The 14,364-nt window shown below is 63.3% G+C and carries 13 protein-coding genes; 3 read left to right on the plus strand and 10 right to left on the minus strand.

Going from position 1 to position 14,364, the window contains the following annotated elements; translation table 11 throughout:
- Positions 1-12: 12 nt before the first annotated feature.
- A complete protein-coding gene (locus tag PCS43_RS01170; protein WP_218960106.1) occupies positions 13-261 on the plus strand; it encodes a hypothetical protein in 249 nt (82 codons plus the stop codon).
- Positions 262-433: 172 nt separating this feature from the next.
- Positions 434-946 carry a hypothetical protein gene (locus PCS43_RS01175; protein WP_007727952.1) on the plus strand — a complete coding sequence of 171 codons (513 nt, stop codon included), beginning with the start codon at positions 434-436 and terminating at the stop codon, positions 944-946.
- Here the strand turns inward: PCS43_RS01175 and PCS43_RS01180 are convergent.
- From PCS43_RS01180 to secG, 3 genes are all read right to left on the minus strand, one after another.
- Positions 933-1,718, minus strand: coding sequence for an oxidoreductase (locus tag PCS43_RS01180; RefSeq protein WP_042919818.1), 786 nt, complete (start codon positions 1,716-1,718; stop codon positions 933-935). The two genes, PCS43_RS01175 and PCS43_RS01180, sit on opposite strands and share 14 nt — an antisense overlap.
- 104 nt (positions 1,719-1,822) lie before the next feature.
- Entirely contained in the window at positions 1,823-4,597 is a 2,775-nt protein-coding gene (ppc, locus tag PCS43_RS01185; RefSeq protein ID WP_050656345.1) for a phosphoenolpyruvate carboxylase, read from the minus strand.
- Between the two features lie 103 nt (positions 4,598-4,700).
- Positions 4,701-4,934 (minus strand): preprotein translocase subunit SecG, encoded by a 234-nt coding sequence (secG, locus tag PCS43_RS01190; RefSeq protein WP_003944946.1) that lies wholly within the window; start codon positions 4,932-4,934, stop codon positions 4,701-4,703.
- 209 nt (positions 4,935-5,143) lie between these two features.
- Here secG and PCS43_RS01195 point away from each other — a divergent pair, with 209 nt between their 5' ends.
- Entirely contained in the window at positions 5,144-5,944 is an 801-nt protein-coding gene (locus PCS43_RS01195; protein WP_039972891.1) for a tyrosine-protein phosphatase, read from the plus strand.
- Positions 5,945-6,033: 89 nt separating this feature from the next.
- Here the strand turns inward: PCS43_RS01195 and tpiA are convergent, their stop codons facing one another.
- The 7 genes from tpiA to uvrC form a co-directional block, all read right to left on the minus strand.
- Positions 6,034-6,819, minus strand: a complete 786-nt coding sequence (gene tpiA, locus PCS43_RS01200; RefSeq protein WP_042919821.1) for a triose-phosphate isomerase — start codon at positions 6,817-6,819, stop codon at positions 6,034-6,036.
- 6 nt (positions 6,820-6,825) lie between these two features.
- On the minus strand, positions 6,826-8,037 hold the full coding sequence (locus PCS43_RS01205) for a phosphoglycerate kinase (protein WP_270922986.1): 1,212 nt from the start codon (positions 8,035-8,037) through the stop codon (positions 6,826-6,828).
- 17 nt (positions 8,038-8,054) lie between these two features.
- Entirely contained in the window at positions 8,055-9,074 is a 1,020-nt protein-coding gene (gap, locus tag PCS43_RS01210; RefSeq protein ID WP_003944851.1) for a type I glyceraldehyde-3-phosphate dehydrogenase, read from the minus strand.
- A gap of 158 nt (positions 9,075-9,232) precedes the next feature.
- Positions 9,233-10,210 carry a DNA-binding protein WhiA gene (whiA, locus tag PCS43_RS01215; RefSeq protein ID WP_021344225.1) on the minus strand — a complete coding sequence of 326 codons (978 nt, stop codon included), beginning with the start codon at positions 10,208-10,210 and terminating at the stop codon, positions 9,233-9,235.
- Complete coding sequence (locus PCS43_RS01220) at positions 10,207-11,271, minus strand: gluconeogenesis factor YvcK family protein (RefSeq protein ID WP_125051051.1); 1,065 nt, start codon at positions 11,269-11,271, stop codon at positions 10,207-10,209. The genes whiA and PCS43_RS01220 overlap by 4 nt, the downstream gene beginning before the upstream one ends.
- Positions 11,268-12,167, minus strand: coding sequence for an RNase adapter RapZ (rapZ, locus tag PCS43_RS01225; protein ID WP_003944872.1), 900 nt, complete (start codon positions 12,165-12,167; stop codon positions 11,268-11,270). The genes PCS43_RS01220 and rapZ overlap by 4 nt, the downstream gene beginning before the upstream one ends.
- Positions 12,164-14,356: an excinuclease ABC subunit UvrC gene (gene uvrC, locus PCS43_RS01230; protein WP_007727980.1), complete on the minus strand. Its 2,193-nt coding sequence runs from the start codon at positions 14,354-14,356 to the stop codon at positions 12,164-12,166. Before uvrC ends, rapZ begins: the two co-directional genes overlap by 4 nt.
- Positions 14,357-14,364 lie beyond the last annotated feature (8 nt).

Consider the following 14,364-nt stretch of genomic DNA (forward strand, 5'->3'; position numbering starts at 1 on the left):
TTCGCTGAAGAGATGCGGGAGGCGAACCGCGACCTGACGTTCGCGGGCGTGATCGTCGTCGCGCCGGTTGAAGCAGACGAGGCGGTCTCTGTCGAGCAGAAGATCCTGCTCGACGCGCTCCACCTACGCAAGATCGACCTCGCCGATCGGGTTCTGGTCGTCAACCCTCGCGGATACATCGGTGAGTCCACGCGCCGAGAGATCGCGTACGCGCGCGCCGCCGGCAAACCAGTGTCGTTCACGACGCCGTTTGAACAGTAAGCGCCTCGTCGGTGCGGGCTGCAACGAATGTTCTCACGCCGAGTTGCTCGAGCCCTAGCGCCGGTTCAATCAATTTCGCTCGATTCGGCAAAAGTGAACTGGGCGGCCCTTAGACTCCGGAAAAGCATTGGATTGGGCGGCTCGACGCCGCGGAGGAAAGGTGGTCCGTCCCGTGACGTTCACACCCAATCAGCCGGATCACCAACGCGCCTTCGGGTTTCAGCTGCCGTCGACCCGCGCAATTCCCTCCCTCATGCCCGACCGTTTCGGACCTAGCCTCATCGGATCGCTCTGGGCGTGCGCCGGGATCGTCGCCGGAAGCCTCGGCCCGTGGACGTCATCCTCCGCGCTGGACCACAGTGGTATCGACGAATGCGGAGTGATCACTCTCGTCCTCGCTCTGTGTGCGGTGACCGCGCTGATCACCCTCATGGTTCGAGACGTCACGCCCGAGATCAAGAATCACTGCACCGGCCCTTTGGTCGGAATCGCGGTCTTGATCGTTGCCGTCGGAAACGCCGCGTCCATCGTGCGACGTAGTACCGAGTTCGCAGGGCACACTGCCGGACCGTCCATCGGGTGGGGACTGTGGGTGGTCATCGCGTCCGCAGTGATCCTGTGCATCACGTCGTCGACCGTCGCGCACATGATCAGGTTTCAGGCAGCAATGATCACAAGGTCTTGATCAGACCGCCGTCGATCACGAAATCCGCGCCTGTCACGTTCCCCGCACGATCGCTGGCGAGGAACAACACCAGGTCGGCAACCTCTTCGGGGAAGGTGAACCGCCCAGTCTCGGCTCCGGCCGCGGCGCTTTCGACGATGTCGTCGGCGGCTGATCCGCTCGCCTTCGCCAGCGTCGAGGCCACTCCGTGCTTGCCGAGCCACAACTCCGTTTGCACCGGGCCAGGGCTGACGGTATTGACGCGGATCCCCTGCCCGCCCAGTTCTTTGGACAACGACTTCGAGAAGTTGGTCAACGCCGCTTTGGCGGCGCTGTAGTCGATCACCGTGGGGTCAGGTAAGAATGCGTTGACCGAACTGATCGTCACGATGCTCCCGCCACCTCGGCGGATCAACTCCGGCAGCGCAGCGCGAACAGTGCGTACAGCCGACAAGAACGTCAGATTGAACGACGCCGCCCACTCTTCGTCTGTGATGGCCGCGAAACCGCTCGTTCTCGGGGTGACGGCGCCGACGTTGTTGACCAGGATGTCGACGCCGCCCCTCGCTGCTGCAACCTCGAGCAGTCGGGTTGACCCTTCGACACTCGCGAGGTCGACGCCGACAAAGGTGACGGCGCCGCCGGACTGCAGCGATTCGAGTTCCGGCGAGAGCGTCCGCGAGCCCGCGACGACGTGGACTCCCTCGGCCACCAGGGCCCGAGTGATCGCCAACCCGATACCTTTTCCCGCGCCGGTAACGACGGCAGTTCGTCCGTCCAATTGCAGATCCACTGCGGTCCCCGTTCGGTCCGGTGCGCAGCGTTGGGTGTGCGTGCGACAGCTCTAGAGTCGCCGCACGCACACCCTGGTAAACCTGCAGAACCAGCCGCTGTTACCTAGCCACTGTTACGAAGCGCAGTGGCAAGGCCGTTCATCGTCAGCTGGATACCCCGACGCACCTGATCGCTCTCGTCGCCGGAACGGTACCGACGGATCAGCTCGACCTGTAGATGGTTGAGAGGTTCGAGGTACGGGAACCGGTTGTGGACCGACCGCTCGAGGCCCGAGTTGTCGGCAAAGAGGTTCTCGTTGCCCGTGATTGCCTTGTACATGCGAATTGTGCGTTCGTGCTCGTCGGTGATCATTCCGAAGACTCGATCGCGCAGTTCGGCGTCGGGCACGAGGTCCGCGTACCGGGCCGCCAAACCGAGATCCGACTTCGACATCACCATGGCCATGTTCGAGAGCACGGTTCGGAAGAACGGCCACTTCTCGTACAGGGCCGTCAACGTGGCAAGCCGAGTGTCGTCTCCGTCTATCCATCTTTCGAACGCGGCGCCGGTTCCGTACCAACCCGGAAGCATCACGCGAGACTGACTCCACGAGAGCACCCAGGGAATCGCTCGCAGATCGGAGATCGCCTTGGTCTGCTTGCGCGAGGCCGGACGAGAGCCGATGTTGAGTGCCCCGATCTCGGCGACCGGTGTCGACGCTTCGAAGTACTGCACGAATCCTGGTGTGTCGTGGACCAATTCGCTGTACGCGGTGCGGGCGAGGGCCGCGAGCTCGTCCAGTACCGCGTAGGCAGCGTCGGCATCGCTGCCGAGTCCTTCGACGTCGAGCAACGTCGACTCGATAGTCGCGGCGATGAGTGTTTCGAGGTTGCGATGTGCCAGACGCGGTTCGGCGTACTTGGCCGCAATCACCTCACCCTGCTCGGTGATTCGCAGAGAACCAGCGACTGCACCGGGAGGCTGAGCCAGAATCGCTTCGTAACTCGGTCCGCCGCCACGTCCGACGGTTCCGCCGCGGCCGTGGAAGAGCCTCAACCTGATTCCGCTCTTACGCGCGGCATCGACGAGGTCGAGCTCGGCACGGTACAGCGCCCAGTTGGCAGCTAGATAGCCACCGTCCTTGTTCGAGTCGGAGTACCCGAGCATCACTTCCTGACTGTCACCGCGAGAACGGACGATCGCACGATAGATCGGGATGTCGAGCGTCGCCAGCAATGTGTCGGCGCCGCCCTGCAGATCCTCGATCGTCTCGAACAACGGGACGATTCCGATCGGGCAGGAGGGTTCGCTGCCGACGCCCGGATCGAGCACCCCGACCTCTTTGAGCAGCACTGCGGCCTCGAGCATGTCACTGACCGAGGTACACATGCTGATGATGTAGTTGGGTACCGCACCCGCTCCGAGAACCCGCACTGCCTTGGCACCGGCCGCCATGATGGCCAGTTCCTTGGTGGTCAATTCGCTGAACTCGGCGTCCGGCGAAGTCAGTGGTCGCCGCGTCGTCAACTCGGCCGACAGCAATTCGACTCGATCGGCTTCCGGCAAGGACGCGTAGTCCGGGTGAACTCCGGCCCACGCCAGAAGTTCTGCGACGACGCTTTCGTGTACCTCGGAGTTCTGCCGCATGTCCAGACCGGACAGGTGAAAGCCGAACACCTCCACCGCTTCTCGGAGCCGATCGAGTCGATCGTCGGCGATGGTCTCGTCACCGAAACGACGCAACGAGGTGTCGATGATTCCGAGATCCCGCTGCAACTGTGCCGGGTCGGTGTACGCCTCGAGTCCGTCGTCGGAGCCGTGGGCGGGCAACTCCCCCAGTACCGTCAGTGCTGTGGCGCTCAAGCGCCCGCGGATACCGCGAATCGCGCGACGGTACGGCTCGTCGGCCCGGAAGGCAGAGTCGTCGCCGGAGGTAGACGCCAGCAGATCGAGTTCGGGCGTGACGGAAACCAGCCGCGCCGACATCGACAGTTCACGCTCGAGATGTTCGAGTTCCTCGAGGTGATGCTCGAGAGCAGTCGCCGCAGCGCGCGACGTGGCGCGCTGGACGATTTCGCCGGTCACGTACGGATTGCCGTCTCGGTCACCGCCGATCCACGAACCCGGCCTCAGGATCGGTTCCGGCAGCAGGCCAGCTTCCGGCCAACGCGCGCGCAGAGCTTTGCGAACCTCCGCATTGATCTTCGGAATCACCTCGAACAACGCTGCGTCGTAGTAGCGCAGGCCTACCTCGATTTCATCCTGGATGCGGAGGCGGCTGAGCCGGATCAGAGCCGTCTGCCACAGGGTCAGGATCTGACGGCGCAATTGCAGATCTACATCAGCGGTTTCTGCGACGCTCAGCGCCGTGCGCTCGCGGTATCGCATCAACTCGGTGATCCGACTCTGCGTCTCGAACACCGTACGGCGTCGAGTCTCCGTCGGGTGAGCGGTGATGACGGGTGAGACCAGGGCGCCCCGAAGCGCTTCTTCGACGGTGGCCGAATCGATATCGGCTGCATCAAGTTTGGTGTACGTGGCCGCGAGAGTGCTGTCGCGGGGCGGTTCCCCCGCATTGACGTGGATGGCCCGTCGACGCTCGCGATGGATGTCCTCGGCCAGGTTGGCGAGCAGTGCGAAGTGACTGAACGCCCGGATGACGGGAATGGCGTCGTCCGTACTGATTTCGGCGAACAGCGACACCAGTTCGGCGCGATCGATCTCCGAACGACGGACTCGGAACGACTCGACACGGGCTCGCTCGACCAGATCGAACACATTGTCGCCGGCTTGCTCTCGCACTATTTGTCCGAGTATTCCGCCGAGAAGCCGGATGTCTTCGCGCAGCGGCTCGGTGGCCTCTCGCGGTGTTTCTCGATGCGACGCGGTTTCAGTCATCACACAATTATCGACCGAAACAAAGAACCCCGCTCGATAGGCGGGGTTCCGTGTCTGAAATTCGTGTGTGAAAAACTACCGGCTGTAAGTCATGAGCCGAGAATCAGGCGAACTTGATCTCCAGGCCGATGCCGACGATCGAAATGAGCCAGATCAACGCGGTGAAGACCGTCAACCGATCGAGGTTCTTCTCGACAACAGTCGATCCGGACAGGCTGGACTGGACACCGCCACCGAACAGACTCGACAAACCGCCGCCCTTACCGCGATGCAGGAGCACCAAGGCGATGAGGAGCAAGCTGGTGATGACCAGCAGGATATCCAGGAACAGTTTCATGTCTGTCTACGTCCACCAATCCAATAGGGACAACTACAACCGATAACACCATACAGGCGCGCGCAGATAGCCTGACCACATACCCGCCTCGCACATGACTTTGCACCCGGCCAGGCACGACTCTTGGTCAGTGGCATCGATCACACTGTCGAGATACCGATTCAGTAGTTTTTCAGTTGACGCGACTCTACCTCCGAAAGGCCGGCTCCATGCTTTCCGACACTGCCCTGCCCAACACTGCCCTGCCCGACACACCCCTGCCTGACACACCGCGTCTGGCTTCGATTCACAACTTCCGCGACGTGGCCGGCCCCGGGTACGTCACGACCAGCGGACAGGCGATGAGCCGCGGAGTCTTCTACCGTGCAAACGTACTGACGCCCTCGCCCGAGGATCTTGCAATCGTGGAATCGCTGGGGCTGACCGCCGTCTATGACGTGCGCTCCGAAACCGAGGCGAACGAAACTCCCGACATCGTGCCGGCGCCGGCGATGTACGCCCACATTCCCATCCTGTCCGGAAACATCCACGCCGAAGCGATGGCTCTCCGAACAGCGGACGCTGCAACAGCTTTCATGCAGAACATCAATCGCAGCTTTGTCGCAGACCCCGTCACTCGGAACGGATTTTCGCAGTTGTTCGCCGCCCTGGCGACCACCGAGGGGCCGCAACTCTTCCACTGCACGGCGGGCAAGGACCGAACAGGTTGGGCGGCAGCACTACTGCAGACACTCGCTGGTGTACCGCGCGAAACGATCACGGCGGACTACCTGCTCACGAACACGTACTCGGCCGAGTACATCGATGCAACAGTCGCGAAGATCGCCGCTGCCACAGATGCAGACAAGGGCGAGGTGATCCGGTTGCTGCTTTCCGTCGACGCGAGTTACCTGGGCGCTGCCTTCGAGCAGGTCGAGCACCACTACGGGACCGTCGAGAACTATCTGACCGCCGGGTTGGAGCTTGCTCCCGAACTCGTCGGCGCTCTGGAAACCAAACTGGTGAGCTGACTCGCGAACAAAAAACTGCGGGTGTGTGGCCTACTCGGTCACACACCCGCAGTCTTAGTCTCGAGCAGTTTCAGCTCACTACCCGATCATCACGGGAGTGGACCGCCTGCAGCGATCGCAGACAGTGTCGCGAACTCGTCAGCCTTGAGTGACGCGCCGCCGACAAGAGCGCCGTCGACGTCGGTCTGGCCGACGATCTCTCCGACGTTCTTCGAGCTGACGCTACCGCCGTACAGAACGCGAACGCCGGCCGCGACCTCGGCGTCGGCAAGTTCGGCCACTGTTGCTCGTACCGCAGCACACACTTCCTGTGCATCGGCGGCAGAAGCGACACGGCCGGTGCCGATGGCCCAGACAGGTTCGTACGCAATGACGATCTTGGAGATCTCCTCCGCGCTCAGGCCCGCCAACGAACCCTTGAGCTGTTCGACGTTGTAGGCGACATGCTCGCCCGCTTCGCGGATCTCGAGGCCTTCGCCGATGCACACGATCGGCGTGAGGCCGTTCTTGAGAGCGGCCTTCGTCTTCGCGAGGACGGTCTCGTTGGTCTCACCGTGAAGGGTGCGACGCTCGGAGTGACCGACCACGACGAAGGTGCAACCGAGCTTGGCCAGCATGGAGCCGCTGATCTCGCCCGTGAACGCACCCGAGTCATGAGCCGAGACATCTTGCGCGCCGTACGTGAGGAGGAGCTTGTCGCCCTCGATCAGCGTCTGGACGCTTCGGATGTCGGTGAACGGCGGGATGACCGTGACGTCCACTTTGTCGAAGTACTTCGCAGGCAAAGAGAAAGCGATCTTCTGCACCAGGGCGATAGCCTCGAGGTGGTTCAGATTCATCTTCCAGTTGCCGGCGATCAACGGCTTACGTGCCATGTCGGATCAGCCTTCCAGTACTGCGATGCCAGGCAGCTCTTTGCCCTCGAGGTACTCGAGGGAAGCGCCACCACCGGTGGAAATGTGCGAGAAGCCCTCGTCCGGGATACCGAGCTGACGAACGGCTGCTGCGGAGTCGCCGCCGCCGACGACGCTGAAGGCGCCCTTCTCGGTTGCCTCCACGATTGCCTCGGCGACACCGCGGGTGCCTGCCTCGAACTTCGGGAACTCGAACACGCCCATCGGGCCGTTCCAGAACACCGTCTTGGCGCCGGTCAGGATCGCGGCAAAGCGCTTGACCGACTCCGGTCCGATGTCCAGACCCATCCAGCCGTCGGGAATCTTGTCGAACGGAACGATCTTCGACTCGGCATCGGCCGAGAAGGAGTCCGCGACGACAACATCCTGAGGGATGTGGATGACGTCGGCGTACCGGTCGAGGAGATCCTTGCAGGTCTCGATCATGGACTCTTCGCACAGCGAATTGCCCACGGACACACCCTGAGCCGCGAGGAACGTGTAGAACATTCCGCCGCCGATCACCAGAGTGTCGACCTTCGGCGCCAGTGCCTCGATGACGGCCAGCTTGTCCGAGACCTTGGAGCCACCGAGCACCACCGCGTACGGACGCGCCGCGTCCTGCGTGAGCTTGGCGAGCACCTCGACCTCGGCGCCGACCAGGTATCCGGCGTAATGCGGGAGCAGCTTCGCGACGTCGAAGACCGACGCCTGCTTACGGTGAACAACACCGAATCCGTCGGAGACGAATGCGCCGTCGTCACCGACCAGCTCGACGAGAGCCTTGGCGAGCTTGACCCGCTCGGCTTCGTCCTTGCTGGTCTCGCGAGGGTCGAAACGGATGTTCTCGAGCATCAGGACGTCACCGTCGGTGAGTCCTTCGGAACGAGCCAGCGCGTCCTGTCCCACGACGTCACCGGCGAGTTGCACGTTGCGACCGAGGATTTCGGCCAACTTCGCGGCAACCGGTGCGAGGGAGAACTTGGGATCGGGCCGACCGTCGGGGCGCCCGAGGTGCGCGGTCACGATGACCTTCGCTCCACCCTCGGCAAGTGCCCGCAGGGTGGGAGCGGACGCGACGATGCGACCCGGGTCCGTGATTTCTCCGCCATCCAACGGGACGTTGAGGTCGGAACGCACCAGTACGGTGCGCCCTTCGACCCCAGCGTCCAGCAGATCCTTCAGCGTCTGAACTGCCACTGTTATCGAAACTCCGCTCAGAGAGACTTGGCGACGAGGCCGATGAGGTCGGCGAGGCGGTTGGAGTAGCCCCACTCGTTGTCGTACCAGGAGACGATCTTGACCTGGTCGTCGATGACCTTCGTCAGACCCGAGTCGAAGATCGACGAGTGCGGGTCGGTGACGATGTCCGAGGAGACGATCGGTGCGTCGGTGTACTTCAGGATGCCCTTGAGGGGTCCTTCGGCAGCAGCCTTCATCGCAGCGTTGATCTCGTCGGCGGTGGCCGACTTCTTCAGGTTCGCGGTGAGGTCGGTGACCGAGCCCGTGGGGATCGGCACGCGCAGTGCGTAGCCGTCGAGCTTGCCGAGCAGCTGCGGGAGAACCAGGCCGATTGCCTTGGCTGCACCGGTACCGGTGGGAACGATGTTGAGGGCAGCTGCGCGGGCGCGACGGAGGTCTGCGTGCGGAGCGTCCTGCAGGTTCTGATCCTGGGTGTACGCGTGGATCGTGGTCATCAGACCCTTGACGATGCCGAACTCGTCGTCGAGAACCTTGGCGATGGGGCCGAGGCAGTTGGTGGTGCACGACGCGTTGGAGATGATGTTCTGGCTGCCGTCGTACTTGTCGTCGTTGACGCCCATCACGATGGTGATGTCTTCACCCTTGGCCGGAGCCGAGATGATGACCTTCTTGGCGCCGGCTTCGAGGTGTCCCTTGGCCTTTGCGGCGTCGGTGAAGATGCCGGTGGACTCGACGACGACGTCGACGCCCAGCTCGCCCCAGGGAAGTTCGTTCAACGGGCCACGGTGTGCGAGGGCCTTGATGCGCTGATCGCCGACGACGATCGTGTCGTCACCGTCGAGCGACACGTCGTACGGCAAACGGCCGAGGATGGAGTCGTACTTCAGCAGGTGAGCGAGCGTCGCGTTGTCAGTCAGGTCGTTGACTGCCACGATCTCGATATCGGTGGTTCCGAGCGCCTTCTGCGCATCCACCGCCCTGAAGAAGTTACGTCCGATACGGCCGAAACCGTTTACGCCAACCCGGACAGTCACAATTCGCTCCTTTGACCATGATTCTGGTGTGCAACTTGACCCACGCATACTCCGAATCCGTGTGTGCACGACGCGGACGTGGGGTTCATCGGTCGATGTGACTCATACCCTAATGCGCGTGGCCCGAACGTGCGCAGCCCACCCTGATGGAGGGCAGGTCACCCCTCTTCGAGTAGCTCCACATTCACTGCGGATTCGGTGTCGGGTATGCCCGTTTCCTTGGCCTTGCGATCAGCCATCGACAGCAGGCGACGGATACGTCCGGCAACGGCGTCCTTGGTCATCGGCGGGTCGGCCAACTGGCCGAGTTCTTCGAGGGACGCCTGCCGATGCTCGACGCGCAGTGCACCCGCCGCCGCGAGGTGATCGGGCACGTCCTCACCGAGGATCTCCAACGCACGCTCGACGCGCGCAGCAGCCGCAACGGCAGCGCGAGCAGAGCGTCGCAGGTTTGCGTCGTCGAAATTGGCGAGACGATTGGCGGTGGCGCGGACCTCGCGTCGCATCCGCCTCTCCTCCCACACCAGACGTGTGTCCTGGGCTCCCATTCGGGTCAGGAGATCGCCGATGGCCTCACCGTCGCGGATCACCACACGATCCGTTCCGCGAACCTCACGTGCCTTCGCCGAGATCCCCAGACGCCGCGCAGCTCCAACCAGAGCAAGTGCGGCTTCCGGGCCCGGGCAGCTCACTTCGAGCGCCGACGAACGGCCGGGTTCGGTCAGGGAACCGTGCGCGAGGAACGCACCGCGCCACGCTGCTTCGGCGTCGCCGACACTTCCGCCGACGACCTGCGCAGGCAAGCCGCGAACCGGGCGCCCGCGAAGATCGAGCAGTCCCGTCTGGCGCGCGAGGGCCTCACCCTCCTTCGCTACACGCACGATGTAGCGAGCGGACTTTCGAAGCCCGCCCGCACTGAGTACGTGCACGTCGGCACTGTAGGTGAACAGGTCGAATATCTCCCGGCGCAGACGTCGCGCCGTGGAGCCCAGATCCACCTCTGCTTCGACGACCACCCGGCCGCCGACGATGTGGAGCCCACCGGCAAAGCGCAGCAACGCGGAGACCTCTGCCTTGCGGCAGCTGACCTGAGTCACCACTAACCGGCTCAGTTCGTCCTTGACCTCCGCTGTCATTGCCACGAAGCGTTCTCCCTCTGTTCTTCGGATTGCCGTTCTTGCAGGGAAGACTGTGTCGAATCCCCTACTGCCGCACTGCTCGACAGTTCAGCCAGTACATCGGCCAGTTTTGCCGGATCGTGTACATGCGCTGCGCCCGGTGAGGTGTCCGCGACATCCGCGTACCTGACTTCGGCTGAAAATTGATCCGCCGCACGCTGCAGATGTTCACGTTCACGCCCGGCCGGTACCGACGCCGAGTCGACCACCACGTAGTCGACCCGGAAATCGGGCACGTGTTGGGAGAGTACGTGCAGGTGACGCTCCGCGGAGAATCCGGCGGTCTCCCCCGGCTCGGGTGCGAGATTGAGCACCAGTACCTTTCGAGCCTTCGTCGACGACAGTGATTCGACGAGTTCGGGTACCAGGACGTGTGGGATCACGCTCGAGAACCACGATCCCGGGCCGAGAACCACGAGATCGGCACGATCGATCGCAGTCACGGCATCGGGGCACGCGGGCGGATTGGACGGGAGCAGTCTCACACGCCGAACCTTGCCCGGGGTGGTCGCGACGGCAACCTGTCCACGAATGCAGCGGCTGACGCGGGGGTCCTCTTCGAGTCCCTGAACGTCGGCTTCGATCTCGAGCGCGATCGGCGACATCGGCAGCACACGGCCACGGATTCGCAGCAGTCGCGCCATCTCGTCGAGCGCGACGACCGGATCGCCGAGCACCTCGGTCAGTCCGGCCAGGATGAGATTGCCCACCGAATGCCCGGCAAGTGCGCCGACACCGCCGAAGCGATGCTGAATGGTCCGAGTCCAGTCGACTATCTCGGGTTCGTCCGACGCGAGAGCTGCCAGCGCCATCCGGAGGTCTCCAGGCGGGATGACGCCGAGTTCGGCGCGCAGCCGGCCCGACGAACCACCGTCGTCGGCGACCGTGACCACGGCGGTGACGTCGACCGTCAAGCGTCTGACGGCCTGGAGCGTGGCGAACAATCCGTGCCCGCCGCCGAGCGCGACGATGGCCGGCCCCTCGGGTGTCTCCCGCGAGCGATGTGTCGGTTCACTCATTCGCGCCCCAGATCCCGGTGCACGATGCTGACCGAGATGTCGTCCTCGGAACCCAAACGCCTCGCGAGAGCTTCGGACATTGCCACGCTTCGGTGCTTACCCCCGGTGCATCCGACCGCAATTGTCATGTAGCGCTTTCCTTCTCGTCGATATCCGGCGATCGTCAAATCCACCAGATGTCGGTAGGTGTCGAGATAGTCTTCCGCGCCCTCGCGCGACAACACGTAGTCGCGGACGTCGGCATCCTGACCGGTGTGCGGGCGAAGTTCAGGGATCCAGTGGGGATTGGGCAGGAAACGAACGTCACAGACGAGATCGGCGTCCATCGGCAGGCCGTACTTGAATCCGAACGACTGGACCGTCACCTTCATCGTGCGGTTGGCATCGTTTCCGAACGCCGTTTCGATCTTCTGACGCAGCTGATGCGCCTTCAGTGCCGACGTGTCGATGACCAGATCGGCGGCCGCCTTCACCACGGCCAACTGCCGACGCTCGGCTGCGATCCCTTCGGACAACGTGCCGTCGATGCCGTCGTTCTGCAACGGATGACTGCGGCGCACCTGTTCGAACCGTCGGATCAACACGTCGTCCGACGCTTCGAGGTACAGCACCCGAGTGTGGATCGGTTCCGCCTCGAGTTCGGTGAGCACCCACCCGAGATCGCCGGTGAAGAGTCGACTCCGCACGTCGATCACGACGGCGAGACGATCGACCGGCGGATCGGAGGTCAAGCTCAGACCGACCATTCGGGAAATGAGCTCAGGTGGCAAATTATCCGCGACATACCAGCCGAGGTCTTCGAGCACCTTGGCAGCGGTACTCAAACCTGCTCCGGACAATCCCGTCACCAGCAGGAAATCCATCGTTCGACTGTCTTTGGCGCTGTCGGTAGTCACTGTGCACTCGGCCCCGTCGTCGGCATGGACAATTCTCGCGACTCGGAGCCCTCGTCATCGCTACCGGATTCGGCGCTGGGCGCGTCAGCAGACGTAACAGACGATTCGGATTCCGTGTCCAGCTCATCATCCCCTACCGCGGCTGGCAGCGCTCGAGCTTCAGCGCCCGCGTCGGCTGCAGCCGAATCCGTGCCGAGTGCGGCCAGAACTGCTGTGGCGGTGGTCTCACCGATACCGGGGACCTGCATGATCTCCTCGACCGTTGCCGTTTTCAGCTTCGCCACGGAACCGAAGTGAGCCACCAGAGCGGTTCGACGAGTTTCACCGAGCCCCTTGACCGAATCCAGAGCCGAAGCCGTCATCCGCCTCGAGCGTTTGCTGCGATGGAACGTGATCGCGAAGCGGTGGGCTTCGTCTCGGATGCGCTGCAGTAGGTACAACGACTCGCTCGTCCGAGGGAGGATGACCGGATCTTCTTCCCCCGGTACCCATACCTCTTCGAGTCTTTTGGCCAACCCGACTACCGCGACGTCAGTGACCCCCAGCTCGTCGAGGACCGCCGCTGCCGCCGTGACCTGAGGGGCGCCGCCGTCCACGACGAACAGATTGGGCGGATAGGCGAACCGCCGAGGCCGGCCCGTCGCCGGGTCGATCGCCGCTTCGGGAGCCAGATCCCCACCGTCCGAGTCCATGGTCGACGCCGACGCCGCGAGGACGCCCAGGTCGCGGTTGTGGCGCAGGAACCGCCGACGCGTGATCTCGGCGATACTCGCGACGTCGTCGGAATGACCGTCGCCGGCAGCTTCCTTGATCGCGTAATGGCGGTAGTCCGACTTACGCGGGAGCCCGTCCTCGAACACGACCAGTGACGCCACGACGTCGGTTCCCTGGACGTGACTGATGTCGATGCATTCGATTCGTAGCGGAGCCGAGTCCAGGTCCAGTGCTTCCTGGATGCCCTGCAGCGCCGCGGAACGCGAAGTGAAATCGCCGGCGCGCTTGAGCTTGTGCTGCGCCAGAGCCTCTTTCGCGTTTCGCTGGACTGTTTCGGCGAGGTCTTTCTTGTCGCCGCGTTGCGGAACCCGCAGTTGCACTTGCGATCCCCGAAGCTTGCTCAGCCACGCCTGGATCTCGGTCGCGTTTGCCGGCAGAACCGGCACCAGAACTTCCTTGGGAACTGCGCTGATCCCGGCCTCGGAACCCGCTCCCGGGTCGAGGGCCGCCTGCTCCCCGTAGAACTGGGTGAGGAACTGCTCGACCAGGATCGGCAGGTCGGACTCGGCGTCGAGTGCGGCCCAGTCGATGGCGTCGCCTGCCTTCTCCACGACCCATCCACGCTGACCCCGCACGCGTCCGCCCCGCACGTGGAACACCTGAACGGCGGCTTCGAGATCATCGGTGGCAAAGGCGACGAGATCGGCGTCGGTGCCGTCACCGAGTACGACGGCCTGCTTCTCGAGCGCCTTGCGCAAAGCCCCGATATCGTCACGCAGACGGGCTGCGGTCTCGAAGTCGAGGTCCTCGGAAGCCTGCTGCATGCGCTTTTCGAGATCTTTGACCAACTTGTCCGTGCGGCCGGCGAGGAAGTCGCAGAAATCTTCGACGATCTGACGATGCTCCTCGGCGCTGACTCGCCCAACGCAGGGCGCCGAGCACTTGTCGATGTAGCCGAGCAGACACGGCCGGCCGATCTGGTTGTGCCGTTTGAAGACTCCGGACGAGCACGTTCGTGCGGGAAAGACTCGTAGCAGCAGATCGAGAGTTTCGCGGATCGCCCAGGCATGGGAGTAGGGACCGAAGTAGCGGACACCCTTGCGCCGCGGACCGCGGTAGACGAACAAGCGCGGGAACTCTTCGTTGAGCGTCACAGCGAGAACCGGATACGTCTTGTCGTCGCGGTACCGGACGTTGAACCGCGGATCGAATTCCTTGATCCAGTTGTACTCGAGCTGAAGCGCTTCGACTTCGGTACTGACGACGGTCCACTCGACGCTGCCGGCGGTGGTCACCATCTGCCGAGTACGGGGATGAAGTGTCGTGACGTCCGCGAAGTACGAGTTCAAACGTGAACGGAGGCTTTTCGCCTTTCCGACGTAAATGACCCGACCATGCGGATCGCGAAATTTGTAGACGCCCGGCGCAGCCGGAATGGTTCCGGTAGCGGGGCGGTAAGTCGAGGGATCCGGCACGGTTTCAG

Source organism: Rhodococcus sp. C-2, from assembly GCF_027854095.1.
In the GTDB taxonomy this organism is placed as follows: Bacteria; Actinomycetota; Actinomycetes; order Mycobacteriales; family Mycobacteriaceae; genus Rhodococcus_F; species Rhodococcus_F qingshengii.

Coding starts and splice junctions, on each gene's coding strand:
- secG (WP_003944946.1), bottom strand. CDS start 4,934: ATGAAACTGTTCCTGGATATCCTGCTGGTCATCACCAGCTTGCTCCTC.
- tpiA (WP_042919821.1), bottom strand. CDS start 6,819: ATGGCACGTAAGCCGTTGATCGCCGGCAACTGGAAGATGAATCTGAAC.
- PCS43_RS01195 (WP_039972891.1), top strand. CDS start 5,144: ATGCTTTCCGACACTGCCCTGCCCAACACTGCCCTGCCCGACACACCC.
- whiA (WP_021344225.1), bottom strand. CDS start 10,210: ATGACAGCGGAGGTCAAGGACGAACTGAGCCGGTTAGTGGTGACTCAG.
- PCS43_RS01220 (WP_125051051.1), bottom strand. CDS start 11,271: ATGAGTGAACCGACACATCGCTCGCGGGAGACACCCGAGGGGCCGGCC.
- PCS43_RS01170 (WP_218960106.1), top strand. CDS start 13: ATGCGGGAGGCGAACCGCGACCTGACGTTCGCGGGCGTGATCGTCGTC.
- ppc (WP_050656345.1), bottom strand. CDS start 4,597: ATGACTGAAACCGCGTCGCATCGAGAAACACCGCGAGAGGCCACCGAG.